This is a genomic window from Kluyvera sp. STS39-E (assembly GCF_040932435.1).
In the GTDB taxonomy this organism is placed as follows: Bacteria; Pseudomonadota; Gammaproteobacteria; order Enterobacterales; family Enterobacteriaceae; genus Kluyvera.
On sequence record NZ_JBFQGA010000001.1, the window covers coordinates 32,816 to 58,006 of the forward strand.

Genomic DNA, 25,191 nt, shown 5'->3' on the forward strand with positions numbered 1-25,191 from the left:
CAGATTTCCTCCCCGTCCTCCAGATTCCCTATCCCACCCTATACTTAGAAAGAATCATTTCAGAGGAGGGTGTAATGACCACGCAATCACTGCAGGATAATGACCTTTTCCAGACCGGGTATCTGGTTAACGGCGAATGGCGCCAGCTTGATAGCACTTTCGACGTGCTTAACCCGGCAACGGGGGAGGTTGTGGCAAAGGTAGCCAAGGCTGGTAAAAATGAGACCGAACAGGCGATAGCCGCTGCCGCTAAGGCATTTCCACTCTGGCGTGCAAAAACCGCGAAAGCGCGATCTGAGCTGCTTTATCGCTGGTATCAGTTGATTATCGAAAACAAAAGTTGGCTGGCCCGGCTGATGACTCTCGAACAAGGCAAGCCGCTGAAAGAAGCGGAAGGTGAGGTTGACTACGCGGCGAGTTTTATCCAATGGTTTGCCGAACAGGGCAAAAGGGCGAACGGTGAAATCATTCCGCCGGCTAAACCGGGGTCGCGTATCCTCGCGACGCGTGAACCGATTGGAGTAGTAGCGGCAATCACGCCGTGGAATTTCCCGATGGCTATGTTGACACGCAAACTTGGCCCAGCGCTAGCCGCGGGCTGTACCGGAGTGATTAAACCCGCCAATAACACGCCGCTTTGCGCTTTTGCGCTACTGGCGCTGGCGAAGAAGGCTGGAATACCGGATGGTGTTGTCAACGCGGTCGCGGGCAATACGCTAGAGATCAGCGATGCGATTATGGCAAGCCACGACGTGCGAAAAATCTCCTTTACCGGCTCGACGTCGGTCGGGAAGACGCTGGTGCGTAATGCCGCAGAAACCATGAAGAAGGTTTCCATGGAGCTTGGCGGGAACGCGCCTTATATCGTATTCGAAGACGCTGATATCGATGCGGCGGTGCAGGGCGCTATTGCCAACAAATTCCGTAACGCGGGCCAAGTTTGCGTCAGCGTGAACCGTTTTTATATCCACGACAGCGTTTATGAACGCTTTGTCAGCAAGCTTGCCACGGCGGTAAACGCGTTAAAAGTCGGTAATGGGATGGATGACGGCGTCGTTATCGGGCCGTTGATTGAGGCTTCTGCGGTGAAAAAAGTGCGTGAACACGTAGAAGACGCGGTGGCGAAAGGCGCTAAGGTGCTTGCTGGTGGCAAGGCGCATGAACTCGGTGGCAACTTCTGGCAGCCAACGGTGCTGGGAGAGTGTCAGGAAAAGATGCTGTTGGCGCAGGAGGAGACCTTTGGTCCGCTGGCCGCCTGTTTCCGATTTAGCGACGAAGCTGATGTTATTCATCGCGCGAATAATACCCCATATGGTTTGGCGGCTTACTTCTATACCCAGAATCTGTCTCGTGTGTTCCGTGTATCTCAGGCGCTGGAAAGCGGCATGATCGGTATTAATGAGTGCGCGGTGTCAACTGAGCTGGGGCCTTTTGGTGGCGTAAAAGAATCCGGCTTAGGGCGTGAGGGCTCGGTGCTGGGGCTGGAAGAGTACCTTGAGGTGAAAACGTTGCATATTGGGGGACTGTAGTCCTGTGGGATGGGGAGAGGGCCTAAGATGGAAATCTATACTTTTGATTTTGATGAAATAGAAGACTTGGGCGATTTTTATCGGCAGTTCGCTCGATTCTTTGCCCTCGACAGCAAACAAATCCACAATCTGGATGCGCTTTGGGACGCGGTCATTAGCCCGCAGATGCCAACGCCGCTTGAAATAGAATTCATCCATCTGGATGACAAGCTACGCCGACGCTATGGCGCGCTGATCCTACTGTTTGATGAGGCGGAAGAAGAGCTGGAAGGAATGCTGCGTTTTAACGTTCAGCGCAGATAAAAAAAAGCCCTCGCACAAGGGCGAGGGCAAGTCGTCGGACAAGACGACGAGGGTTTATTTGTACAGCTCAGCCGTGGCGTGCCAATGGTCGCCGGTACGGGCCTCAATTACGCGATAGCTGCTAGCACCTTCTTTTTCGGCTTTTGCGGCTAATTCACTACGCATATCCATCGGGGCGCTACCAATCTGTGATACAGAGATGGTACCCATTGGTTGAAGGTTCTGAGCCTGCTGAGCATCAACTTGGTGCACCGCGGCGCTTGCGCCGAAGGATAGTACGGATGCCAGACCAAGGGATGCGATAATCATTGCGCTTTTCATAGTGTTTACTCCTCACCTTATTCTTCAGCGGTGAGAGGATATTCTTTGTGATTCCTGGACCGCTGTGGGTTACTTAATTTATTAACTGCCGACGTATTGCTTCACACTGACTTATTTGTACAGTTCAGCCGTTGCGTGCCAATGGTCACCGGTACGCGCTTCAATAACGCGGTAGGATGATGCACCTTGTTCTTCCGCTTTCTTAGTCAGCATTTCATGCATATCCATCGGAGATGAACCGACAGAACCGATAGAAACGGTGCCGATTGACTGACGGGTTTGCGCCTGATCGCTGTTGATAGAATCAGCGGCAAATGCGCCAAACGAGATAACGGAAAGGATACTTAGAGCAGCAACGGTAGTTTTGATTTTCATGATACTCACCTCGTCGAATTTTTTTGGAGGGCCTTTGTTTTGTGACCCTCATCACGAAATTAAGTATACACTAATCACGAAAAATATTAATACCTGACTAATGGTTTCGCGTGTAATTACATGTCAATAAACGTCATTTTTAGAACAATTACGTATAAAAAAGCGCATATTTTGGCAAAGTGGCTCGGTAATAATGCGTAAAATCAAAAAGATAGATGAATTTGATGTTTTGTGCGATTAAGTCAGGATATATTCACTGCATCTATATGTTTGACCAATGAATCGCACTAAATGCTAACGAAACGGCAGTTGAAGATGTGGCGATTGGGGGAGTACAGCTCCTCTGGGGGACCCAGAGGAGAGAGGAAGGGAATTACAGCTCTTGTTCGAACAGAACTTGGATCGCTTCGAAGAGATCTTTGACGGTAAAGCCTCTAGCTGGAGTGGTAAAGATAGTGTCATCGCCGGCGATGCTGCCGAGGATGCCTTCTGCTTTACCTAAAGAGTCCAGTAGACGAGCAATCAACTGCGCCGCACCCGGGCTGGTATGAATGACGACGACAGAATCGTTGTAATCGATATCCAGCACCAAGTTTTTCAGCGGGCTGGTGGTTGTCGGCACGCCCAGTTCGGCCGGCAGGCAGTAAACCATCTCCATTTTGGCGTTGCGCGTACGTACGGCGCCAAATTTCGTCAGCATACGAGAGACTTTGGATTGGTTGATATTGTCGAAACCATCTTCCTGTAAGGCCTGAACAATTTCGCCCTGAGAGCTAAATTTTTCTTCCTTCAGTAAGGATTTAAAGGCTTTAACTAATTCTTCTTGTTTGGTTGAACTTCGCATAAGTCACCCGAGTATGGTGGTGAAATTAACATTATTATGCATATAGGTGAATTTTTATGCAAACAATTTGCCTGAATTGGCTAATTCAAATAAAGAAAGGCGGAATTTTAGCAAATATTAGGCCTAAGAAACATGCCTATATCACGGGATCTAAATAAGTTAAAAGTAAATGAATTGTTATTAAATTGCTGTTGTTTTACGCAACGTGCTGAGTATATTGTAATCGATAGTTGATGAAAAATTGGTTTCGTAGATAGGCCTTTATTTGGGAGTCATGCGGTGGCGCCAGCAATGCTGTTGGAGAAGCCGCATTCTGTAAGCAATTATATTGTAATTATTTACCTTGTGAATTAAGGTCGCCGCAACGGAGTAAATACAGGTTTCTCCTGCGTTGGTTATGCGGTCCACGACAGGTTGTTGCCTGAATGTCATTAACCATAATAAGGAGTTTAGGATGAAAGTCGCAGTCCTTGGTGCCGCCGGTGGTATTGGCCAGGCGCTCGCCCTACTACTAAAGACCCAACTTCCTTCAGGTTCAGAACTCTCTCTGTATGATATCGCCCCGGTCACGCCTGGCGTGGCTGTCGATCTGAGCCATATTCCGACCGATGTTAAAATCAAAGGCTTCTCAGGTGAAGACGCCACGCCTGCGCTGGTCGGCGCTGACGTTGTCCTGATCTCGGCGGGTGTTGCGCGTAAACCCGGCATGGATCGCTCTGATTTGTTTAATGTAAACGCCGGTATTGTGAAAAATCTGGTGCAACAAATCGCGAAAACCGCGCCGAAAGCCTGCATTGGTATTATCACCAATCCGGTCAACACCACGGTGGCCATTGCTGCTGAAGTGCTGAAAAAGGCGGGCGTGTACGATAAGAACAAACTGTTTGGCGTGACTACGCTGGATATTATTCGCTCTAATACCTTTGTCGCGGAGCTGAAAGGCAAAAACTGCGGTGACGTTGAAGTCCCTGTGATTGGCGGCCATTCTGGCGTCACCATTTTGCCTTTATTGTCGCAGATCCCAGGTGTGAGCTTCTCAGAACAAGAAGTGAATGACTTAACCAAACGCATCCAGAACGCCGGTACCGAAGTGGTCGAAGCGAAAGCTGGCGGTGGGTCAGCTACCCTGTCGATGGGCCAGGCAGCGGCGCGTTTCGGCCTGTCTTTAGTGCGTGCACTGCAGGGTGAGAAAGGCGTGGTCGAATGTGCCTACGTTGAAGGCGACGGCGAATATGCGCGTTTCTTCTCACAGCCGCTGCTGCTGGGTAAAAACGGTGTTGAAGAGCGCCGGTCTATCGGCAAACTGAGTGCCTACGAACAGCAGGCGCTGGAAGGCATGCTGGAAACACTGAGAAAAGACATCCAACTGGGTGAAGAGTTTATCAATAAATAAGACTTGAGGTCTTAGTGTCACAAAGGGGCCATTTGGCCCCTTTGCTTTTGCTGGGTTAGTTAGACGCAGGATATTCCTGAATCGTCACCTGCATCGTGAGTTTTTTGTCGTCACGCATCACCACGACTGGAATCACCGAACCTGGGCGAATCTCCGCGACTTGGTCCATCGTCTCCAGTGCTGAAACCGCCTGTTTACCATTCACCGAGATGATGACGTCGTTATTTTGGATCCCTGCTTGCGCTGCCGGGCCGTCTGGCGAAATGTCATTAACTACAATGCCTTGAATTGGGTCAATGCCGCCCTGCGCGTGAACAGGGGCAATTTCACGGCCGCTGATGCCAATAAAGCCGCGGATCACGCGACCGTCGCGGATAAGCTTATCCATGATCTTGGTCGCCAACTGGAATGGGATAGCAAAGCTCAATCCCTCCGGCGTTTCACCGTCGTTACTCTTATCAAAGGAGAGGGTGTTGATACCCATCAGCTCACCCAGCGAGTTGACCAATGCACCGCCGGAGTTACCGTGGTTAATGGAGGCGTCGGTTTGCAGGAAGTTCTGTCGACCGCTAGGGTTCAGGCCGATACGACCGGTGGCGCTGATAATCCCCTGAGTGATGGTCTGCCCAAGGTTGTAGGGGTTACCGATCGCCAGAACAACGTCACCAATGTGCGGTACGCGGCTTGGATTAATCGGGATGACCGGTAGACCACCGGTGGCGCTGATTTTGAGCACCGCGAGGTCGGTCAGGCTATCGGAGCCCACCAGAAGGGCCTCAAACACGCGGCCATCCTGCAGGGCGACGATGATTTGATCGGCGTCGTTGATAACGTGTTTGTTGGTAATGATGTAGCCGCGCTCATCCATAATCACCCCGGAGCCGAGCGTTTTGATTTCCAGTTGACTATTGGTGCTGCTGTTTAAGCTGCGGTTATAGACGTTCACCACCGCTGGGGCTGCGCGGCGTACCGCCGAGTTGTAACTCGCCGGGGCTTCATCCATGCTGCTAAAGCGCTGGGAGGATAAGGGGTTCCACTGGCGCAAAGAGGGGACAGTGACAATCAATATGCCACCAACCAATAAACCGAGTGCAACCGAACGTAAGAGCTTTACAAGCATGATACCGGCATCGTTAATAAGGAAACTGGACGAAGCATACCACGAGTTAACCGGACATACATTCCATGCTATGTCCGGTTTGGCGTGGATTAACGCATCAGCAGATAGATACTTTCATCACCGCGCAGCACGTTAACCGCGATTACCGCCGGTTTAGCCTCCAGAACCTTACGCAGTTCAGCTATTGAGGTCGTCGGCTGGCGGTTTATGCCAATGATAACGTCGTCTTTATGCAGACCCACTTGGGCGGCCGGGCTGCCTTTCTCAACTTCTGAAATGACCACCCCTTTGCTGCCATTTTTGGCCTGACCATCGCTTAGCGATGCGCCTTCCAGCGCCGGAATAATCAGCTGGGCGCTGGCAGTAGAAGAGGTGCTCTTATCCAGCGTGACCTCAACTTCTTGCGGCTTACCGTCACGCAGCAGGCCCAGTTTGACCTTCGAACCTGGCTCCGTGGTGGCGATGCGCGAACGCAGTTCGGCGAAGCTGTTGAGCGGTTTGCCGTTCAGGCTGGTAATGACGTCCCCGGACTTGATGCCCGCTTTGGCGGAGCCTGAGCCCGGCAGAACTTCACTGACAAAGGCGCCGCGTTGCACATTGAGGTTAAAGGCTTTGGCGATATCCGCCGTCATTTCCATCCCACGAATGCCAAGCAGGCCGCGTTTAATTTCACCAAACTGAATCAGCTGCTGGGCAAGGGTTTGTGCCATATTGCTCGGGATAGCAAAACCAATACCGATGCTGCCGCCGCCCGGTGCCAGTATCGCGGTGTTAATACCGATAAGCTCACCGTTTAGATTCAGCAGTGCTCCGCCGGAGTTACCGCGGTTAATCGCGGCGTCGGTCTGGACAAAGTTCTCCAGCCCTTCGAGGTTAAGGCCGCTACGGCCAAGCGCCGAGACAATCCCCGAGGTGACGGTTTGCCCCAAACCAAACGGGTTACCGACGGCAACGGCGAAGTCACCAACGCGCAGTTTGTCAGAGTCGGCGATGGCGATTTGCGTTAAATGGCTGGCCTTCTGAATTTGCAGCAGGGCGATATCGCTTTGGTCATCGCTGCCAATCAGTTTGGCATCGAATTCACGGCCATCGTTAAGCTGCACGCTGATCTTCTGTGCATCGCTGATGACGTGGTTATTGGTAAGCACATAGCCTTTAATGGCATCGATGATAACGCCAGAGCCTAAGCCTTCAAACTGCTGTGCCGGTCCACTGGGCGCGCTGCTGCCATCGTCGCCAAAGAATTTTTTCAAATCGTCAGGCACCTGCGGGTTTGTGGGTGCCGTCCCTTCAACCTGTACGCTCACGACGGCAGGCAGAACTTTCTCCAGCATCGGCGCGAGGCTCGGCAGCGCTCCTTGCCCAGGAACTTGCGTAGGTAGAGAAGCCTGCACCGAAACCGGTACGGCAAGCGATAATCCGATGCTGAACGCTAATGCACTTAACAATAAAGTCGATTTGCTCATTGCTGCTGGCCCTCATGACCCTGGATGCAAGAATATGACTTCCCGAAAAAATTGATGTTATTGAAGTAAATATAGACGGCGTGAGCAGAAGAGGACGGGCGCAGACATTGCGCCCGTGAAATATTTATGAAATGCAGATTAATCGCGTTTGGCACCGCTACGCAGCAGACCCGAAGCACCGTCTGAGTAGTCACGCGGCATCTGAACCGGCGCCTGGTCGTTACCGGCTTCGGATTCTGCCAGACGATTGCGGAACGGGTTGGCTTCCGGCGACATGCCCGGCAGCAGGTTGCTGGAGCTTTTCGCCATGTGCTGATAAATCTGGCGGTAGTCGTCTGCCATGTTATCGAGCAATTCTGCGCTGCGAGCGAAATGGCTGACTAACTCTTCGCGGTACTCTTCCAGCTCGGCTTTGTTTTTCTCCAGCTCGTACTGCAGCGCCTGCTGCTGGCGTAACTTGCTATTACCAAAACGCATGGCCACGGCACCGATAATGATACCGACAACTAACCCAATTAGCGCGTATTCCCAGGTCATGAACATCTCCCGTTATTTTGTTGTTCCGTAGGGTCTTGGCGGCTTCGGCAACTCCATGCCTACGCCCGATAGTGCCACTATAACCGCTAATCCCGCAGAAGTGGAATCCTGACGCATCATCGCGTAGTGTAGAACGGACTTTTTTTGGTCAATCGTGAAGTAAGACATACCGGTTTTCAAAGGAATAACAATTAGATCATGCAAAGCCTGTCCCCCACATCGCGCTATCTTCAAGCCCTCGAGCAGGGCAGCCACCAACCCGATGATGTTCAGCGCGAGGCGGTAAATCGCCTTGATACTATTTACCAAGAGCTGCAAACCAAAACGGCGGAGCCTGCTGCTAGCGGATTGAAAGCGCGCTTGGGTAAGCTGCTCGGTAAGAAAGAAAACAACATCACAACTTCCGTTCGCGGCCTTTATATGTGGGGCGGCGTAGGGCGAGGCAAAACCTGGCTGATGGATATGTTCTATCAAAGTCTGCCGGGTACGCGTAAACAGCGTCTGCACTTCCACCGTTTTATGCTGCGTGTACATGAAGAACTGGCGGCGCTGCAGGGACACAGCGATCCGCTGGAGATCGTTGCAGAACGCTTCAAAGCCGAAACGGACGTGCTGTGTTTCGATGAATTTTTTGTTTCTGATATCACCGATGCCATGCTGCTTGGCGGTCTGATGAAAGCGCTGTTTGCCCGCGGAATCACGCTGGTGGCGACCTCCAATATTCCCCCCGATGAGCTTTATCGTAACGGTCTGCAGCGGGCGCGTTTTGTGCCAGCGATTGAAGCCATTAAAGCGCACTGCGATATTATGAATGTCGATGCGGGCATCGACTACCGTCTACGCACGCTGACTCAGGCTCACCTGTGGCTGTCGCCGCTGAATAACGAAACGCGCCTGCAGATGAATAGACTGTGGCTGGCGCTGGCGGGAACGGCGCAGCAAAATCAGACGACGCTTGAGATTAATCACCGGCAGCTACCGACGCTGGGTGTGGAAAACCAAACGCTGGCCGTCTCATTTACTACCCTGTGTGTCGATGCGCGTAGCCAGCATGACTATATTGCGCTTTCGCGTCTCTTCCATACGGTCATGCTGTTTGACGTGCCGGTAATGACGCCGATGCTGGAGAGCGAAGCACGGCGCTTTATTGCGCTGGTGGACGAATTTTACGAACGCCACGTGAAGCTGGTGGTGAGCGCTGAGGTTGAGCTGTACAGTATCTATCAAGGTGAGCGGCTGAAGTTTGAGTTCCAGCGCTGCCTGTCGCGCCTGCAGGAGATGCAGAGTGAAGAATACCTGAAGCGCCCGCATATGCCATAAATGCCACCCTCTCCCCGCAGGAGAAGGGCTCGGGGTGAGGGCATTAGGCCGCACACCCCCAAACCTTGAAAAACCCACGGCAAATCACATAAAGGGGTCGATCTTTGACCCCGACTTCTCTATACTCTTGCGACCCCACGTTACGAGAGAGTTTTTTCCCAAAACTTTCTAAGTGCCGGCATAGGCTATTCGAAGGGGTAGGTTTGCTGGACAATGTCGTGTGAGCCTCAACTGTCTAAACGTTTGGGTGTTCACCAACGTGTAACTAATTTATTTGGGTAAGCTTTTAATGAAAACTTTTACAGCTAAACCAGAAACCGTAAAACGCGACTGGTATGTTGTTGACGCGACCGGTAAAACTCTGGGTCGTCTGGCTTCCGAACTGGCTCTGCGCCTGCGCGGTAAGCACAAAGCGGAATACACTCCGCACGTAGATACTGGTGATTACATCATCGTTCTGAACGCTGATAAAGTTGCTGTAACCGGCAACAAGCGTACTGACAAAGTGTACTATCGTCACACTGGCTACGTCGGTGGTCTTAAAGAAGCGACCTTTGAAGAGATGATTGCTCGCCATCCTGAGCGTGTGATTGAAATCGCGGTTAAAGGCATGCTGCCAAAAGGCCCGCTGGGTCGTGCAATGTACCGTAAACTGAAAGTTTACGCGGGCAATGAGCACAACCACGCGGCACAGCAACCGCAAGTTCTTGACATCTAATCGGGATTATAGGCAATGGCTGAAAATCAATACTACGGCACTGGTCGCCGCAAAAGTTCCGCAGCTCGCGTTTTCATCAAACCGGGCAACGGCAAAATCGTTATCAACCAACGTTCTCTGGAACAGTACTTCGGTCGTGAAACTGCCCGCATGGTAGTTCGTCAGCCGCTGGAACTGGTCGACATGGTTGAGAAACTGGATCTGTACATCACCGTTAAAGGTGGTGGTATCTCTGGTCAGGCTGGTGCGATCCGTCACGGTATCACCCGCGCTCTGATGGAGTACGACGAGTCCCTGCGTGGCGAACTGCGTAAAGCAGGCTTCGTTACTCGTGATGCTCGTCAGGTTGAACGTAAGAAAGTCGGCCTGCGTAAAGCACGTCGTCGTCCTCAGTTCTCCAAACGTTAATTGGTTTCTGCTTCGGCAGAGGACAATTTTCGAAAAAACCCGCCTCGGCGGGTTTTTTTATGCCCGTAAACGCTGTGAACAGGCTCTTTTTCCGCTTTTCCCGAATCGTCTCACCACAAGTCGTTCAAAATCTGGTAGACTATCATCCAATTTTCTGCCCAAATGCGCGCGATTGTTCATTTTTTGTTGAGTTTATGAACGGGAATGTCGTCTAACGTGCAGATGAGGCTTACCATCTGGCTAGCCGCCGTTGTGGCTGGTAGCAGTACAAATTCTGATTATACCTGGAGGTTTTCATGGCTGTCGCTGCCAACAAACGTTCGGTAATGACGCTGTTTTCTGGTCCTACTGACATCTATAGCCATCAGGTCCGCATCGTGCTGGCTGAGAAAGGTGTGAGTTTTGAGATAGAGCACGTGGAAAAGGACAATCCACCACAGGATCTGATTGACCTCAACCCGAATCAAAGCGTTCCGACACTGGTAGACCGCGAGCTGACCCTTTGGGAATCTCGCATCATTATGGAATATCTCGATGAGCGTTTCCCTCATCCACCGCTGATGCCGGTTTACCCGGTTGCGCGTGGTGAAAGCCGCCTGTACATGCACCGTATCGAGAAAGACTGGTATTCGCTGATGCACACCGTGATGAACGGTTCTGCCGCTCAGGCCGATGCCGCACGTAAACAGCTGCGTGAAGAGCTGCTGGCCATTGCGCCGGTCTTCACTCAAAAGCCGTTCTTCCTGAGCGACGAGTTCAGCATCGTTGACTGCTATCTGGCGCCGCTGCTGTGGCGTTTGCCGGTCATGGGCATTGAGCTGGTCGGCGCTGGCGCGAAAGAGCTGAAAGGCTACATGACGCGCGTCTTTGAGCGTGACTCTTTCCTTGCGTCCTTAACGGAAGCCGAGCGCGAAATGCGCATTGGCCGGGGTTAATTGAATGGACGTTTCACAGCTTTCTCCGCGTCGCCCGTATCTGCTTCGCGCGTTTTATGAGTGGCTGCTGGACAACCAACTGACGCCACACCTGGTTGTTGATGTTATGCAGCCGGGAATAAACGTGCCGATGGAGTATGCGCGTGATGGTCAGATTGTGTTGAACATTGCGCCGCGCGCCGTGGGCAACCTCGAACTGTCCAACGATGAAGTGCGCTTCAATGCGCGTTTTGGCGGCGTGCCGCGTCAGGTTTCTGTGCCGTTAGCTGCTGTGCTGGCGATTTATGCGCGTGAGAACGGTGCTGGAACGATGTTTGAAGCTGAAGCGGCTTATGATGAAGACGCTGAAAGCTTTAACGACGGTAGCGTGGAAAGCGCTGGAAGCGAAACGGTGATGTCCATCATCGATGGCGATAAGCCGGATACTGATGATGACGATTCACCGGATGATACGCCGCCGCCGCCGCGCGGTGGCCGTCCGGCGCTCCGTGTCGTGAAGTAAAAGATGAAAAACAGACCTCATGGGTCTGTTTTTTTTCGCCCCCACACCTCCATCCTTGCTCTCATTTCAGCCTTTCATTTTGTGATATGATGAAAACGTTGTAAATTTTCCCCATCTACCCAGGTTAAACAGCACCTATGAGCGAATTTGACACCAACTCAGAAGACACTATCGGTAACAGCCTGCGTCGCCGCCCTTTGGCACGTAAAAAACTGTCTGAAATGGTGGAAGAAGAGTTGGAACAGATGATCCGCCGTCGCGAGTTTGGGGAAGAAGGGCAACTGCCATCCGAACGTGAACTGATGGCGTTCTTTAACGTTGGTCGCCCATCGGTGCGTGAAGCGCTGGCCGCGCTCAAGCGTAAGGGGCTGGTGCAAATCAATAATGGCGAACGTGCGCGAGTCTCGCGTCCTTCAGCAGATACCATTATTGGCGAGCTTTCCGGGATGGCGAAAGATTTCCTCTCGCACCCTGGCGGCATCGCGCATTTCGAACAGCTACGGCTGTTTTTCGAGTCAAGCCTCGTACGCTATGCCGCCGAACATGCCACGGATGAACAGATTGCGCTGCTAGGCAAAGCGTTGGAGATCAATAGCCAGTCTCTGGATGACAACGCGCAGTTTATCCGTTCGGACGTCGACTTCCACCGCGTGCTGGCTGAAATTCCCGGCAATCCCATTTTCATGGCGATCCACGTCGCGCTGCTTGATTGGCTGATTGCGGCACGTCCTAAGGTGGCGGAACAGGCGCTTCATGAACACAATAACGTGAGCTATCAACAGCATATTGCCATTGTTGACGCTATTCGTGCCCGCGATCCGGATGAAGCGGACCGCGCCCTACAAACTCACCTAAATAGCGTTTCTGCTACTTGGCACGCCTTAGGCAAAGCCAAAAAATCCCGAAAATGATCCTCGAATAGCGATCGGTTTAGTGAAGTCGATCGCACAATAAGCTTTCTGTATTACGTCGTGGCAAAAACTATCTGGTATAACAGGTATAAAGGTACACAGCTAATTCAGTTAAACATCACTACGAGGTATGTATGGCTAGCAATTTACGTGGCGTGATGCCCGCGCTTCTCACCCCTTTCGATGCACAGCAGAAGATTGACCAAGCAAGCCTGCGTCGTTTAGTTCGCTTCAACATTGCTCAGGGTATTGATGGACTGTACGTCGGAGGCTCAACCGGGGAGGCGTTTACTCAGAGCCTCGCCGAGCGTGAAGAGGTGCTGGAAATTGTTGCTGAAGAGGGGAAAGGCAAAATCACGCTGATTGCCCACGTCGGCTGTATCAGCACCGCAGAGAGTCAGCAACTGGCGCAAGCGGCTAAGCGTTATGGCTTTGATGCGGTGTCTGCGGTCACCCCGTTTTATTACCCGTTCAGTTTTGACGAACACTGCGATCACTATCGTGCCGTTATTGATTCCGCTGATGGATTACCGATGGTGGTCTACAACATTCCGGCGCTAAGTGGAGTAAAACTGACGCTGGATCAGATCAATACGCTGGTGACCTTGCCTGGTGTTGGCGCATTGAAACAGACCTCCGGCGATCTCTATCAGATGGAGCAGATCCGCCGCGAGCATCCGGATCTGGTGCTGTACAACGGCTACGATGAGATCTTTGCTTCCGGCCTGTTGGCCGGTGCGGACGGCGGTATCGGGAGCACTTATAACATCATGGGTTGGCGCTACATGGGGATCGTTAAAGCGCTGAAAGACGGTGACATCCTGAAAGCCCAGGCGTTACAGGCCGAGTGCAATAAGGTTATCGACACGCTGATTAAAGTGGGTGTCTTCCGCGGGCTGAAAACCGTTCTGCACTATATGGATGTGGTAGCCGTGCCGCTGTGTCGCAAGCCGTTTGCGCCTGTTGATGAAAAATATCTGCCAGAGCTCAAAGCGCTGGCGCAGCTGCTTATGCAAGAGCGCGGCTGAGCACGTGCCGGATGGCGCTATGCTTATCCGGCCGGCAATAAACAGGGTCCGGTGTACCCATTCACCGGATTCTTAGGTCGGATAAGGCAAAGCCGCCATCCGGCATAACAACAAAAATAAAGATCGTCGGGAGCATACAATGAGTCTTTCTGCCCAGAATATCCCGTGGTATCGCTGTCTCAACCGAGCGCAGTGGCGCGCCTTTTCCGCCGCTTGGCTGGGTTATCTGCTTGATGGTTTCGATTTTGTTTTAATCGCTCTGGTCTTAACGGAAGTACAGGGTGAGTTCGGCTTGACCACCGTTCAGGCCGCGAGCCTGATTTCAGCCGCGTTTATCTCCCGCTGGTTTGGCGGCCTGATGCTCGGTGCTATGGGAGACCGCTACGGCCGACGCCTAGCAATGGTCACCAGTATTATTCTCTTTTCAGCCGGCACGTTGGCCTGCGGTTTTGCCCCGGGCTACACCTCCTTATTTATTGCGCGTCTGGTGATTGGCATGGGGATGGCAGGAGAATATGGCTCCAGCGCCACCTACGTTATCGAAAGCTGGCCAAAACACCTGCGTAACAAAGCCAGCGGCTTTTTAATCTCAGGTTTTTCCGTCGGTGCAGTGATTGCCGCACAGGTCTATAGCCTTGTGGTACCGGTCTGGGGATGGCGTGCGCTCTTTTTCATTGGCATCGTGCCGATAGTCTTCGCACTCTGGCTACGTAAAAACATTCCCGAAGCTGAAGACTGGAAACAAAAGCACGAAGGTAAAGCGCCGGTGCGAACCATGGTCGATATTCTCTACCGTGGGCAACATCGAGTGATGAACATTATCATGACCTGCGTGGCGGGAGCCTCGCTGTGGTACTGCTTCGCCGGTGAGGTGCGCATCGCCGGGCTGGTGGCGCTTCTTGGGCTGGTATGCGCCATTATCTTCATTAGCTTCATGGTACAGAGCAGCGGAAAACGCTGGCCCACCGGTGTGATGCTGATGGTGGTGGTGCTATTTGCATTCCTCTACTCTTGGCCGATTCAAGCGTTGCTGCCGACCTACCTGAAAACCGAACTGGCCTATGATCCGCACACCGTCGCCAACGTGTTGTTCTTTAGCGGCTTCGGCGCTGCCGTTGGCTGCTGTGTCGGCGGCTTCCTCGGTGACTGGCTTGGAACCCGCAAAGCCTATGTCTGTAGCCTGTTGGCCTCCCAACTGTTGATCATCCCGGTATTTGCCATTGGCGGCACAAACATGTGGGTGCTGGGCTTCTTACTCTTCTTCCAGCAGATGTTGGGACAGGGGATCTCGGGGATCTTACCGAAGCTCATCGGCGGCTATTTTGATACCGACCAGCGGGCAGCGGGGCTTGGCTTTACCTACAACGTGGGCGCCCTCGGTGGTGCACTGGCGCCGATCCTCGGAGCGCTGATTGCCCAACGGCTGGATCTGGGCACCGCACTGGGCTCGCTCTCCTTCTGCCTGACCTTTGTCGTGATCTTACTGATTGGGCTCGACATGCCGACGCGCGTCCAGCGGTGGGTCCGCCCAGAGGCTCTGCGCACCCACGACGCCATCGATGGTAAACCGTTCAGCGGCGCGGTGCCATTTGGTAGCGGCAAAAGCGGATGGGTAAAAAGTAAAAATTAACCACGGAACCCGGCGTAAGCCGGGTAGTCCTTGAGGAAGTCACGATGTCCTTACTTGAGCAACTTGATAGAAGCATTTCACAGTCTGGTGGCCTCATTGTCTCCTGCCAACCGGTTCCCGATAGCCCGCTCGATAAACCTGAAATTGTGGCCGCGATGGCGCTGGCAGCACAGCAAGCGGGAGCCGTGGCGCTGCGCATTGAGGGTGTTGCGAACTTACGCGCGACCCGAGAAATGGTTTCTATCCCGATTATCGGCATCCTGAAGCGGGATCTGGACGATTCACCGGTGCGTATCACCCCTTTCCCCGATGACGTTGATGCATTGGCGCAGGCCGGTGCCAATATCATCGCCATCGACGGCACCGACCGTGTTCGCCCATTTACGGTGGCATCGCTGCTCACGGCCATTCATCGGCACGGCTTACTGGCGATGACCGACTGCTCAACCCAGGACGATGGCATGGCCTGCCAGCGGTTGGGCGCAGACATTATCGGCACCACGCTTTCTGGTTACACTACGGCCAAAACGCCGGATGAACCGGACTTTGCGTTAGTCAAATCCTTAAGCGATGCCGGATGCCGGGTCATTGCGGAAGGACGATACAACACGCCTGCACAGGCGGCAGAAGCTATGCGAAACGGCGCCTGGGCGGTGACGGTGGGATCTGCGATCACCCGTCTAGAACACATCTGCCAGTGGTATAACACGGCGTTAAAACAGGCGGTGCTATGACGACGCTAGCGATTGATATTGGTGGCACCAAACTTGCCGCCACCTTGGTGGATGATGACCTGATTGCACATGACCGACGCGAACTGGCGACCCCCGCCAGCCGAACGCCGGATGCCCTACGTACGGCGCTGCAGACGCTGGTTGCACCGCTCGCTTCCCGTGCACAGCGGGTGGCGATAGCCTCTACCGGTATTATTCGTGACGGCGTGTTGCTGGCGATTAATCCCGATAACTTGGGCGGATTGTTACATTTTCCTCTGGTCGATACGTTACAGGCAATTACCGGTTTGCCGACGCTGGCGGTGAATGATGCTCAGGCCGCGGCATGGGCGGAATATCACGCCCTGCGCGGCGACTATCGCGATATGGTGTTTATCACCGTTTCGACCGGTGTGGGCGGGGGTGTGGTGAATGACGGCAAACTGGTGCGGGGTAGCGGAGGGCTTGCCGGACATCTTGGACATACGCTGGCTGACCCAAACGGACCTTTCTGCGGCTGTGGTCGTCGTGGCTGCGTCGAGGTAATTGCCTCTGGGCGAGGAATCGCGGCCGCGGCGGAAGGCGAGCTGGCCGGATGCGACGCCAAAGCGATTTTCATTCGCGCCGGGCAGGGCGATGAACAGGCCGCACGTCTGATTCACCGTTCGGCAGGTGCGCTGGCGCGTCTGATTGCCGATACCAAAGCGACCACCGACTGCCAGTGTGTAGTCATTGGCGGCAGCGTGGGGCTGGCGGAAGGGTATTTGGCGCTCGTCGAAACCTATTTGGCGCAAGAACCGCAGGTCTATCAAGTCAGATTGCAACCGGCACATTACCGGCACGATGCCGGATTACTGGGGGCCGCATTGTTGGCTCAGGGAGATAAATGATGGTGGTAGGTGATATTCAGACTTTGGGCGCTACGGGGTTACATCCGGTTTTGGTCGAAGCGCTCACGCTGGCGTTAAGTGCTCACCCACAGGAGAAAACGGCAGGGCGTTATGAGCTGCGTGGTGACGATATCTTCATGAATGTCATGGCGTTTTCTACGCAGCCTGCAGAGAGCAAGAAAGCCGAACTGCATCAACGGTATATCGACATCCAACTGCTGCTAACCGGTATGGAACGGATTGCATTTGGCGTCAAGGATAGCGCTCGGCAGTGCGAAGAATGGCATGTTGAAGATGACTACCAGCTTTGTCGCGAAATGATTAATGAACAAAGCGTGACGCTGACGGCGGGCATGTTCGCCGTGTTTATGCCAGGAGAACCCCATAAGCCGGGGTGTATTGTCGATGACACGCAGGACATTAAAAAAGTGGTGGTGAAAGTGCGTGCCAGCCAGCTAGAGGGCTAAACGACGACGCTGGGGAAGAAGGCGTTACCGCCGACATCCGGCAATCGGTGCCGGATGGCGCTTCGCTTATCCGGCCTACCGCGTTAATTCTCTATTATGGTTGGATTACATCCCGTTTCAGCGGGATTTACGGGCGGCTTTCAAAGAGAGAAAAACGAAGTATTGAGAAGAGAAATATCGGCTCCCCAGCCATAAGCATTGGCTTATTTCGGGGAGCCGGAACGGTCTTTTACACTTCCAGCCAGTTCATGATCCCGTCAGCGGCCTTACGACCTTCGGCAATCGCCGTGACAACTAGGTCTGAACCACGCACGATGTCACCACCGGCGAAGATTTTCGGGTTGCTGGTCTGGAACGCATTTTCGTTGCCTTCCGGTGCGATGATACGGCCTTGAGAATCCAGCTCGACGCTGTGCTTCGCCAGCCATTCCATACCGTGTGGACGGAAGCCAAACGCCATGACCACCGCATCGGCAGGAACGACGTGTTCGGAACCGGCGACGATTTCCGCGCGACGGCGGCCTTTCTCATCCGGTTTGCCCATTTCGGTGCGCGCCATTTTCACGCCGCACACTTTACCGTTGGCATTCACTTCCACGCCCAGCGGCTGGACGTTGAACTGGAACTCGACGCCTTCTTCACGCGCGTTTTTCACTTCACGGCGGGAACCCGGCATGTTCTCTTCATCGCGACGATAGGCGCAGATGACGTGAGCCGCATTTTGACGGATGGAGGTGCGTACGCAGTCCATCGCGGTATCACCACCGCCCAGCACCACGACACGTTTTCCTTCCATGCTGACATACGGCTCGTCAGTGGTTTCGCCAAAGCCCATGAGTTGCTTAGTGTTAGCAATCAGGAACGGCAGGGCATCGAATACGCCAGAGGCATCTTCGTTTTCCAGTCCGCCGCGCATCGACTGATAGGTGCCGACGCCGAGGAACACGGCATCGTAGTCTTTCAGCAAATCGTCTAACTGCACATCGCGACCGACTTCAACGTTGAGTTTGAACTCGATGCCCATGCCGGTGAAGATTTCACGACGACGGGTCATGACTTCTTTTTCCAGCTTGAAGGCCGGGATACCGAAGGTCAGCAGACCGCCGATTTCCGGATGACGGTCAAAGACCACCGCTTTTACGCCATTGCGAGTCAGCACATCAGCGCATGCCAGACCCGCAGGGCCCGCACCGATGATGGCGACTTTCTTACCGGTTTGCTTAACGCCGGTCAGGTCAGGGCGCCAGCCCATCTCGAACGCTTTGTCGTTGATATAGCGTTCGATGTTGCCGATGGTGACTGCACCGAACTCATCGTTCAGGGTACAGGAACCTTCACACAGGCGGTCCTGTGGGCATACGCGCCCGCACACTTCCGGCAGGGTGTTGGTCTGGTGTGACAGTTCGGCGGCTTCAAAAATACGCCCTTCGTTAGCCAGCTTCAGCCAGTTCGGGATGTAGTTATGCACCGGGCATTTCCACTCGCAGTACGGGTTGCCGCAGGACAGGCAGCGGTCTGCCTGTGCTTTAGCCTGGCCTTCGGAAAACGGCTCGTAAATCTCGATAAACTCGATCTTGCGGATCTTCAGCGGTTTCTTCGGTGGATCAACGCGCTGGAGGTCGATAAATTGATAAACGTTCTGACTCATGATGACCCCTTACTGCGCCTGCACACGCAGCTCTGCTGCGCTACGACTACGGTGACCCAACAGTGCTTTCACATCACTGGACTTCGGTTTAACCAGCGCGAATTTCGCCGAGAACGCTGGCCAGTTCGCCAGAATTTCTTCGCCGCGCGAAGAACCGGTCAACTGGACGTGCTCGGTAATCAGCCCGCGCAGATGTTCTTCGTGAATCGCCAGCGTATCAACACCCAGCACTTCTACCAGTTCTGGGTTCACGCGTTTGCGGAAATCACCGTCTTCATCCAGTACGTAGGCGAAACCGCCCGTCATACCGGCACCGAAGTTGACGCCTGTTTTGCCCAGCACGCAGACGATCCCGCCGGTCATGTATTCACAACCGTTGTCGCCAATGCCTTCTACCACGGTGATCGCCCCGGAGTTACGCACCCCAAAACGTTCGCCCGCGCGACCTGCGGCATACAGACGACCGCCGGTTGCACCGTACAGACAGGTGTTGCCGATAATGCTGGCTTCATGGCTGCGGAAGAACGAACCGACCGGAGGACGAATCGCCAGCAGACCGCCTGCCATGCCTTTGCCGACATAGTCGTTGGCATCGCCGGTCAGATACAGCTCAACACCGCCGGCGTTCCACACGCCAAAACTCTGGCCTGCGGTGCCGCTGAAGTGCGCTTTGATCGGGTCTGATGCCAGCCCTTGGTCGCCGTGTGTCTGTGCAATATAGCCAGACAGCGACGCGCCTACGGAGCGGTCGGTGTTGCGGATATCGAACCAGAAGGTTTTGCTCTGTCGATCATCGACAAACGGTTTAGCCTGCTGCAACAGCTGCGCGTTCAATACGCCGTTATCGAACGGTGGGTTGTTCTCGGTGCAGAACAGCGCTTTGCCAGGATGCGGCTCAGCGGTTTCCAGCAGACGAGACAGCTCCAGCTTCTGCTGCTTGGCGGTGAAGCCTTCCAGCTCTTTGAGCAGGTCGGTACGGCCAATCAGATCCACCAGGCGAGTCACTCCCAAGCTTGCCATCAACTCGCGGGTTTCGCGGGCGATAAATTCAAAGTAGTTAGTCACTTTGAACGGCAGGCCGTGATAGTGGTTCTTACGCAGCTTTTCGTCCTGGGTTGCTACGCCTGTTGCGCAGTTGTTCAGGTGACAAATACGCAGGTATTTACAGCCCAGCGCAACCATTGGGCCGGTGCCGAAGCCGAAGCTTTCCGCGCCGAGGATGGCGGCTTTAATGATATCGACGCCGGTCTTCAGACCACCATCAATCTGCAGACGGATCTTGTGGCGCAGACCGTTTGCCACCAGCGCCTGCTGGGTTTCCACCAGACCCAGTTCCCACGGGCAGCCCGCGTATTTCACGGACGACAGTGGGCTTGCGCCGGTGCCGCCGTCGTAGCCTGCAATGGTAATCAGGTCAGCGTAAGCTTTCGCTACGCCTGTTGCGATGGTGCCGACGCCCGGTTCGGAAACCAGCTTCACGGAGATCATCGCTTTCGGGTTGACCTGTTTTAAGTCGAAAATCAGCTGCGCTAAGTCCTCGATAGAGTAGATATCGTGGTGCGGCGGTGGGGAGATAAGCGTCACGCCAGGCACTGAATAGCGCAGTTTAGCGATGTACGGAGTGACTTTATCACCCGGCAACTGACCGCCTTCGCCAGGCTTCGCGCCCTGAGCGACTTTAATCTGAATCACGTCGGCGTTGACCAGATACGCCGGGGTGACGCCAAAGCGACCGGAAGCCACCTGCTTGATGCGCGACACTTTATTGGTGCCGTAGCGCGCAGGGTCTTCACCGCCTTCACCGGAGTTCGAGTTGCCGCCGATGCTGTTCATCGCTTCCGCCAGCGCTTCGTGCGCCTCTGGGCTCAGTGCGCCGATCGACATTGCTGCCGTATCAAAACGTTTGAACAGGGCAGTTGCAGGCTCGACATCGGCTAAATCAACGGTATCGCCGTTTGGGGTAATGGCCAGCAGATCGCGCAGCGTTGCCGCCGGGCGTTCGTTGACCAGTTTGGCGTATTCCTGATAATCGCTGTACTCGCCGCTTTGCACTGCTTGTTGCAGGGTGCGCACCACGTCCGGGTTGTAGGCATGGTATTCGCCGCCGTGGACGTATTTTAACTGACCGCCCTGATCCAGTGGTTTACGTGCAAGCCAAGCGCGCTTCGACAGATTCAGCAGATCCTGCTGGAAGTCGTCGAACGAGGCGCCGCCGATACGGCTAACCACGCCCTGGAAGCAGTTCTCAACCACATCGTCGTGCAGGCCGACCGCTTCAAACAGCTTGGAGCAGCGATAGGACGCAATAGTCGAGATGCCCATTTTGGACATGATCTTGTACAGGCCTTTGTTGATGCCATTACGGTAGTTCAGCATCACTGTACGGTAGTCTTTTTCGATAGCGTGGGTGTCAATCAGACGACCCAGGGTTTCGTAGGCGAGGTACGGATAGATTGCCGTCGCGCCGAAGCCCAACAGTACCGCGAAGTGGTGCGGGTCACGGGCGCTTGCCGTTTCAACGATGATGTTGGCGTCGCAGCGCAGGCTCTTATCCACGAGGCGTGCCTGGACTGCGCCCACTGCCATCGGCGCCGGAACCGGCAGACGATTTTTGGCAATATTACGGTCGGACAACACCAGCAGCACGGTACCGTTACGTACCATCTGTTCCGCTTTGTCGCACAGCGCTTTCACCGTCTCTTCGAGGTTGGTTTCCGTTACATCGAAGGTGATATCCAGCGTATCCGCGCGGTAGTGCTCTTCTTTCATCGTGGTGAGCTGATTGAAGTCAGAGTACAGCAGAATCGGCGATTTGAAGCTCAGGCGGTGAGCCTGGCCTTCCGCTTCGCAGAAGACGTTCATTTCACGGCCAATGCTGGTGGCGAGCGACATCACGTGTGCTTCACGCAGCGGATCGATTGGCGGGTTGGTAACCTGCGCAAACTGCTGACGGAAGTAGTCATAAATGACGCGTGGCTGGCTGGAAAGCACGGCGAACGGGGTATCATCACCCATTGAGCCGACCGCTTCCTGGCCGTTTTCACCGAGTACGCGAATAACGGAATCCAACTCTTCGGCGCTGTAGTTAAACTGTTTCTGGTAGCTGGCGAGGGTGTCGTCGTCTAGCTCGCGGCTGCCAACGCGATCGTCGGCCAGGTCTTCAAATGGCACCAAGCGACGAACGTTTTTCTCCATCCACTCTTTGTACGGATGGCGAATTTTCAGGTCGTGGTCAGTTTCCGCCGAGTGCAGAATACGACCCGCGCGGGTGTCGATAACCATCAGTTCACCCGGTCCTACGCGGCCTTTTTCGACCACTTCATCAGGCTGGTAATCCCAGATGCCCACTTCAGAGGCGCAGGTGATGAGCTTGTCTTTGGTGATAACGTAGCGTGCCGGGCGCAGACCGTTACGGTCGAGGTTACAGGCGGCGTAGCGACCGTCGGACATAACGATGCCCGCCGGGCCGTCCCACGGCTCCATGTGCATGGAGTTAAAGTCGAAGAACGAACGCAGATCCGGGTCCATATCCGGGTTGTTCTGCCAAGCCGGTGGAACCAGTAGGCGCATGGCGCGGATGATGTCCATCCCGCCCGCCAGCAGCAGCTCCAGCATGTTATCCATTGAGCTTGAGTCGGAACCGGTTTCGTTGACGAACGGTGCGGCATCATGCAGATCGGGGATCAGCGGCGTTTGGAATTTATAGGTACGTGCGCGCGCCCACTGACGGTTACCGGTGATGGTGTTGATCTCGCCGTTGTGCGCCAGATAGCGGAACGGCTGTGCCAGCGGCCAACGCGGCACGGTGTTAGTGGAAAAGCGCTGGTGGAACAGGCAAATGGCTGATTCCAGACGCAGGTCCGCGAGGTCCAGGTAGAAGCGCGGCAAATCCGCCGGCATACACAGACCTTTATAGATATTGACCAGATTAGACAGGCTACAAACGTAGAAGTCTTTATCCTGCACGAGGCGTTTTTCGATACGACGGCGGGCGATAAACAGACGGCGTTCCATATCGCGCGGACGCCAGCCCGCAGGGGCATTAACAAAAATTTGCTCAATGCGCGGCAGAGAGGAGAGGGCAATTTCACCCAATACGCCTTCGTTGGTCGGCACATCGCGCCAGCCAACAATCGACAGGGTTTCACGCTGCAGCTCTTCTTCTACAATATGACGAGCGGCAGCAGCCAGTTCAGGATCCTTATTCAGGAACAGCATCCCGACGGCGTAGTTTTTAGCTAAGCGCCAGCCGTGCTCTTCGGCGACGATACGAAAGAAACGATCCGGTTTTTGAAGCAGCAGACCACAACCATCGCCAGTTTTACCATCGGCGAGGATTGCCCCACGGTGCTGCATGCGGGCCAGTGCGTGTATAGCGGTACGCACTACCTTGTGGCTAGGTTCGCCTTCTATGTGGGCGATCAGGCCGAAACCACAGTTATCCCTCTCAAGGGATTTATCGTACAACATATCAGTGAACCTCCCCAGGCTCTACGGGACGCCCCCTTAATCGATTGCGCGCAAGGCACAGCAAGAGCATGGCGACGGGGTTGGCATTCTTTGCCTACCTCGCATTCGCCCTCTTTTATCCTTTTCGCGTAGTTCACACAAGTTTGAGGACTTGCTTAAGAGGGAATCTCAATTACTGCATAAATATGATGAGCAGACTGCTCATCCAGAAAGCTTCCAGCGGATTTCCAAGTTATCGGGAATCGATACATAGGTCAAATGGCAATCTTATTTATACAAAAGTGTGCTATAGGAAGGTTAACAATATGAATGATAAAGAAAATGTGACATTTTTGCCGCGCGTTAACCCGAATGAAGGGGAAGAGTGAGTGTGATCTGTCTCACTATATGAAAGCACTGTGAGAATCGTTATGCGCTGTTTTTTTCTAACAACTCAGAATTTAATGCTGGCATTGAGTGTGGGGGTATAGGATCGCTCTGTTTTTCAACGACACATGGATTATTGCAAATTAGGCGGTAGATATAAGCAAAAATAATCCCATGACTTATGAATGAAATTGCAGTTAATGTGAGTTGTTATGCAATGAGCTAAAGGGTCTTCATGGCGATTGATCCAGGTCATCGCCGATCGAGACTAAAAGTGGCAGGCTTGGCCCCTTTCTTAAGGCCGGTCTATCAGATTATGCAGTTACAAAAATTAGTCAATATGTTTGGTGGTGATCTTACGCGTCGATATGGCGAAAAGGTTCATAAACTGACGCTGCATGGTGGATTTAGCTGTCCAAATCGCGATGGCACCATTGGCCGAGGTGGCTGTACGTTCTGCAACGTGGCCTCGTTCGCGGATGAAGCCCAGCAGCACAAGTCGATTGCCGATCAACTGGCGCATCAGGCGCAGTTGGTAAACCGCGCCAAACGCTATCTGGCCTATTTCCAGGCCTATACCAGCACCTTTGCTGAAGTCCAAGTTCTGCGCTCAATGTATCAACAGGCGGTAAGCCAAGCCAATATCGTTGGGCTGTGCGTGGGCACGCGGCCGGACTGCGTCCCGGAGGCGGTGCTCGACCTGCTGAGCGAATATCACGAGCAGGGCTATGAAGTGTGGCTGGAACTCGGCTTACAAACTGCGCACGATAAAACGCTGCATCGGATTAACCGTGGGCATGATTTTGCCTGCTATCAGCAAACGACGCGCCTGGCGCGTGAGCGCGGTCTGAAGGTGTGCAGCCACCTTATTGTCGGTTTGCCGGGCGAAGGGCAGGGAGAGTGTCTGGAGACGCTTAAACAGGTGGTTGAGACCGGTGTTGATGGGATTAAACTGCACCCGCTGCATATCGTGACCGGGAGCATTATGGCGAAATCTTGGGAAGCAGGCCGTCTTAGCGGTATTGAGCTTGAGGATTATACGCTCACCGCCGGTGAGATGATCCGCCACACGCCGCCGGAGGTGATTTACCACCGCATCTCTGCCAGCGCCCGCCGCCCAACGCTTTTAGCCCCGCTGTGGTGTGAAAATCGTTGGACCGGAATGGTCGAGTTGGATAAATACCTCAATCAATACGGTGTACAGGGATCGGCTCTGGGCACGCCATGGGTGCAGCCACCGCTGCTGGCCTAAGTCGGCCTGATAAGCGCAGCGCCATCAGGCGGCCCGATGCACATT

23 protein-coding genes are annotated in these 25,191 nt (G+C 53.9%); 15 read left to right on the forward strand and 8 right to left on the reverse strand.

The window, feature by feature from the left end; translation table 11 throughout:
- Window positions 1-74 precede the first annotated feature (74 nt).
- The gene (locus AB4K05_RS00145) at window positions 75-1,529 is read left to right on the forward strand and encodes an NAD-dependent succinate-semialdehyde dehydrogenase (RefSeq protein ID WP_368478056.1); all 1,455 of its coding nucleotides are present in this window, start codon (window positions 75-77) and stop codon (window positions 1,527-1,529) included.
- A 27-nt stretch (window positions 1,530-1,556) separates the two neighbouring features.
- Complete coding sequence (locus AB4K05_RS00150) at window positions 1,557-1,832, forward strand: barstar family protein (protein WP_368478057.1); 276 nt, start codon at window positions 1,557-1,559, stop codon at window positions 1,830-1,832.
- A gap of 54 nt (window positions 1,833-1,886) precedes the next feature.
- On the opposite strand, the gene yhcN-B is transcribed toward AB4K05_RS00150, so the two are convergent.
- The 3 genes from yhcN-B to argR all read right to left on the reverse strand — a co-directional run bounded on the left by yhcN-B (window position 1,887) and on the right by argR (window position 3,372).
- A complete protein-coding gene (gene yhcN-B, locus AB4K05_RS00155) occupies window positions 1,887-2,153 on the reverse strand; it encodes a DUF1471 family stress response protein YhcN-B (protein ID WP_368478058.1) in 267 nt (88 codons plus the stop codon).
- A 111-nt stretch (window positions 2,154-2,264) separates the two neighbouring features.
- Complete coding sequence (gene yhcN, locus AB4K05_RS00160; RefSeq protein WP_368478059.1) at window positions 2,265-2,528, reverse strand: peroxide/acid stress response protein YhcN; 264 nt, start codon at window positions 2,526-2,528, stop codon at window positions 2,265-2,267.
- A 373-nt stretch (window positions 2,529-2,901) separates the two neighbouring features.
- Entirely contained in the window at window positions 2,902-3,372 is a 471-nt protein-coding gene (gene argR, locus AB4K05_RS00165; RefSeq protein ID WP_368478060.1) for a transcriptional regulator ArgR, read from the reverse strand.
- A gap of 454 nt (window positions 3,373-3,826) precedes the next feature.
- Here argR and mdh point away from each other — a divergent pair, with 454 nt between their 5' ends.
- Window positions 3,827-4,765, forward strand: coding sequence for a malate dehydrogenase (gene mdh / locus AB4K05_RS00170; RefSeq protein ID WP_368478061.1), 939 nt, complete (start codon window positions 3,827-3,829; stop codon window positions 4,763-4,765).
- Window positions 4,766-4,820: 55 nt separating this feature from the next.
- Here the strand turns inward: mdh and degS are convergent, their stop codons facing one another.
- From degS to zapG, 3 genes are all read right to left on the reverse strand, one after another.
- A complete protein-coding gene (gene degS / locus AB4K05_RS00175; RefSeq protein WP_368478062.1) occupies window positions 4,821-5,885 on the reverse strand; it encodes an outer membrane-stress sensor serine endopeptidase DegS in 1,065 nt (354 codons plus the stop codon).
- Between the two features lie 89 nt (window positions 5,886-5,974).
- Window positions 5,975-7,351 (reverse strand): serine endoprotease DegQ, encoded by a 1,377-nt coding sequence (degQ, locus tag AB4K05_RS00180; protein WP_368478063.1) that lies wholly within the window; start codon window positions 7,349-7,351, stop codon window positions 5,975-5,977.
- Window positions 7,352-7,489: 138 nt separating this feature from the next.
- The gene (zapG, locus tag AB4K05_RS00185; RefSeq protein WP_052284013.1) at window positions 7,490-7,888 is read right to left on the reverse strand and encodes a Z-ring associated protein ZapG; all 399 of its coding nucleotides are present in this window, start codon (window positions 7,886-7,888) and stop codon (window positions 7,490-7,492) included.
- A 198-nt stretch (window positions 7,889-8,086) separates the two neighbouring features.
- Here zapG and zapE point away from each other — a divergent pair, with 198 nt between their 5' ends.
- From zapE to nanQ, 11 genes are all read left to right on the forward strand, one after another.
- Window positions 8,087-9,208 (forward strand): cell division protein ZapE, encoded by a 1,122-nt coding sequence (zapE, locus tag AB4K05_RS00190; RefSeq protein ID WP_368478064.1) that lies wholly within the window; start codon window positions 8,087-8,089, stop codon window positions 9,206-9,208.
- 289 nt (window positions 9,209-9,497) lie between these two features.
- Entirely contained in the window at window positions 9,498-9,926 is a 429-nt protein-coding gene (gene rplM / locus AB4K05_RS00195; protein WP_052284015.1) for a 50S ribosomal protein L13, read from the forward strand.
- A gap of 15 nt (window positions 9,927-9,941) precedes the next feature.
- A complete protein-coding gene (gene rpsI, locus AB4K05_RS00200) occupies window positions 9,942-10,334 on the forward strand; it encodes a 30S ribosomal protein S9 (RefSeq protein ID WP_000829815.1) in 393 nt (130 codons plus the stop codon).
- 296 nt (window positions 10,335-10,630) lie between these two features.
- Complete coding sequence (sspA, locus tag AB4K05_RS00205; protein WP_052283620.1) at window positions 10,631-11,269, forward strand: stringent starvation protein SspA; 639 nt, start codon at window positions 10,631-10,633, stop codon at window positions 11,267-11,269.
- Between the two features lie 4 nt (window positions 11,270-11,273).
- The gene (gene sspB / locus AB4K05_RS00210) at window positions 11,274-11,771 is read left to right on the forward strand and encodes a ClpXP protease specificity-enhancing factor (RefSeq protein ID WP_368478065.1); all 498 of its coding nucleotides are present in this window, start codon (window positions 11,274-11,276) and stop codon (window positions 11,769-11,771) included.
- 137 nt (window positions 11,772-11,908) lie between these two features.
- A complete protein-coding gene (nanR, locus tag AB4K05_RS00215) occupies window positions 11,909-12,682 on the forward strand; it encodes a transcriptional regulator NanR (protein ID WP_368478066.1) in 774 nt (257 codons plus the stop codon).
- Between the two features lie 134 nt (window positions 12,683-12,816).
- Window positions 12,817-13,710, forward strand: coding sequence for an N-acetylneuraminate lyase (gene nanA, locus AB4K05_RS00220; RefSeq protein ID WP_368478067.1), 894 nt, complete (start codon window positions 12,817-12,819; stop codon window positions 13,708-13,710).
- Window positions 13,711-13,849: 139 nt separating this feature from the next.
- Window positions 13,850-15,340, forward strand: coding sequence for an MFS transporter (locus AB4K05_RS00225; protein ID WP_368478068.1), 1,491 nt, complete (start codon window positions 13,850-13,852; stop codon window positions 15,338-15,340).
- Between the two features lie 44 nt (window positions 15,341-15,384).
- Window positions 15,385-16,074: an N-acetylmannosamine-6-phosphate 2-epimerase gene (locus AB4K05_RS00230; protein ID WP_368478069.1), complete on the forward strand. Its 690-nt coding sequence runs from the start codon at window positions 15,385-15,387 to the stop codon at window positions 16,072-16,074.
- Window positions 16,071-16,943, forward strand: a complete 873-nt coding sequence (locus AB4K05_RS00235) for an N-acetylmannosamine kinase (RefSeq protein ID WP_368478070.1) — start codon at window positions 16,071-16,073, stop codon at window positions 16,941-16,943. Before AB4K05_RS00230 ends, AB4K05_RS00235 begins: the two co-directional genes overlap by 4 nt.
- Complete coding sequence (gene nanQ / locus AB4K05_RS00240) at window positions 16,943-17,410, forward strand: N-acetylneuraminate anomerase (RefSeq protein ID WP_368478623.1); 468 nt, start codon at window positions 16,943-16,945, stop codon at window positions 17,408-17,410. Before AB4K05_RS00235 ends, nanQ begins: the two co-directional genes overlap by 1 nt.
- A gap of 229 nt (window positions 17,411-17,639) precedes the next feature.
- On the opposite strand, the gene gltD is transcribed toward nanQ, so the two are convergent.
- Both gltD and gltB read right to left on the reverse strand, forming a co-directional pair.
- Complete coding sequence (gltD, locus tag AB4K05_RS00245) at window positions 17,640-19,058, reverse strand: glutamate synthase subunit GltD (RefSeq protein WP_368478071.1); 1,419 nt, start codon at window positions 19,056-19,058, stop codon at window positions 17,640-17,642.
- 9 nt (window positions 19,059-19,067) lie between these two features.
- Window positions 19,068-23,528, reverse strand: coding sequence for a glutamate synthase large subunit (gltB, locus tag AB4K05_RS00250; RefSeq protein WP_368478072.1), 4,461 nt, complete (start codon window positions 23,526-23,528; stop codon window positions 19,068-19,070).
- 682 nt (window positions 23,529-24,210) lie between these two features.
- Here gltB and AB4K05_RS00255 point away from each other — a divergent pair.
- Window positions 24,211-25,146, forward strand: a complete 936-nt coding sequence (locus tag AB4K05_RS00255; RefSeq protein ID WP_368478073.1) for a TIGR01212 family radical SAM protein — start codon at window positions 24,211-24,213, stop codon at window positions 25,144-25,146.
- Window positions 25,147-25,191: the final 45 nt, after the last annotated feature.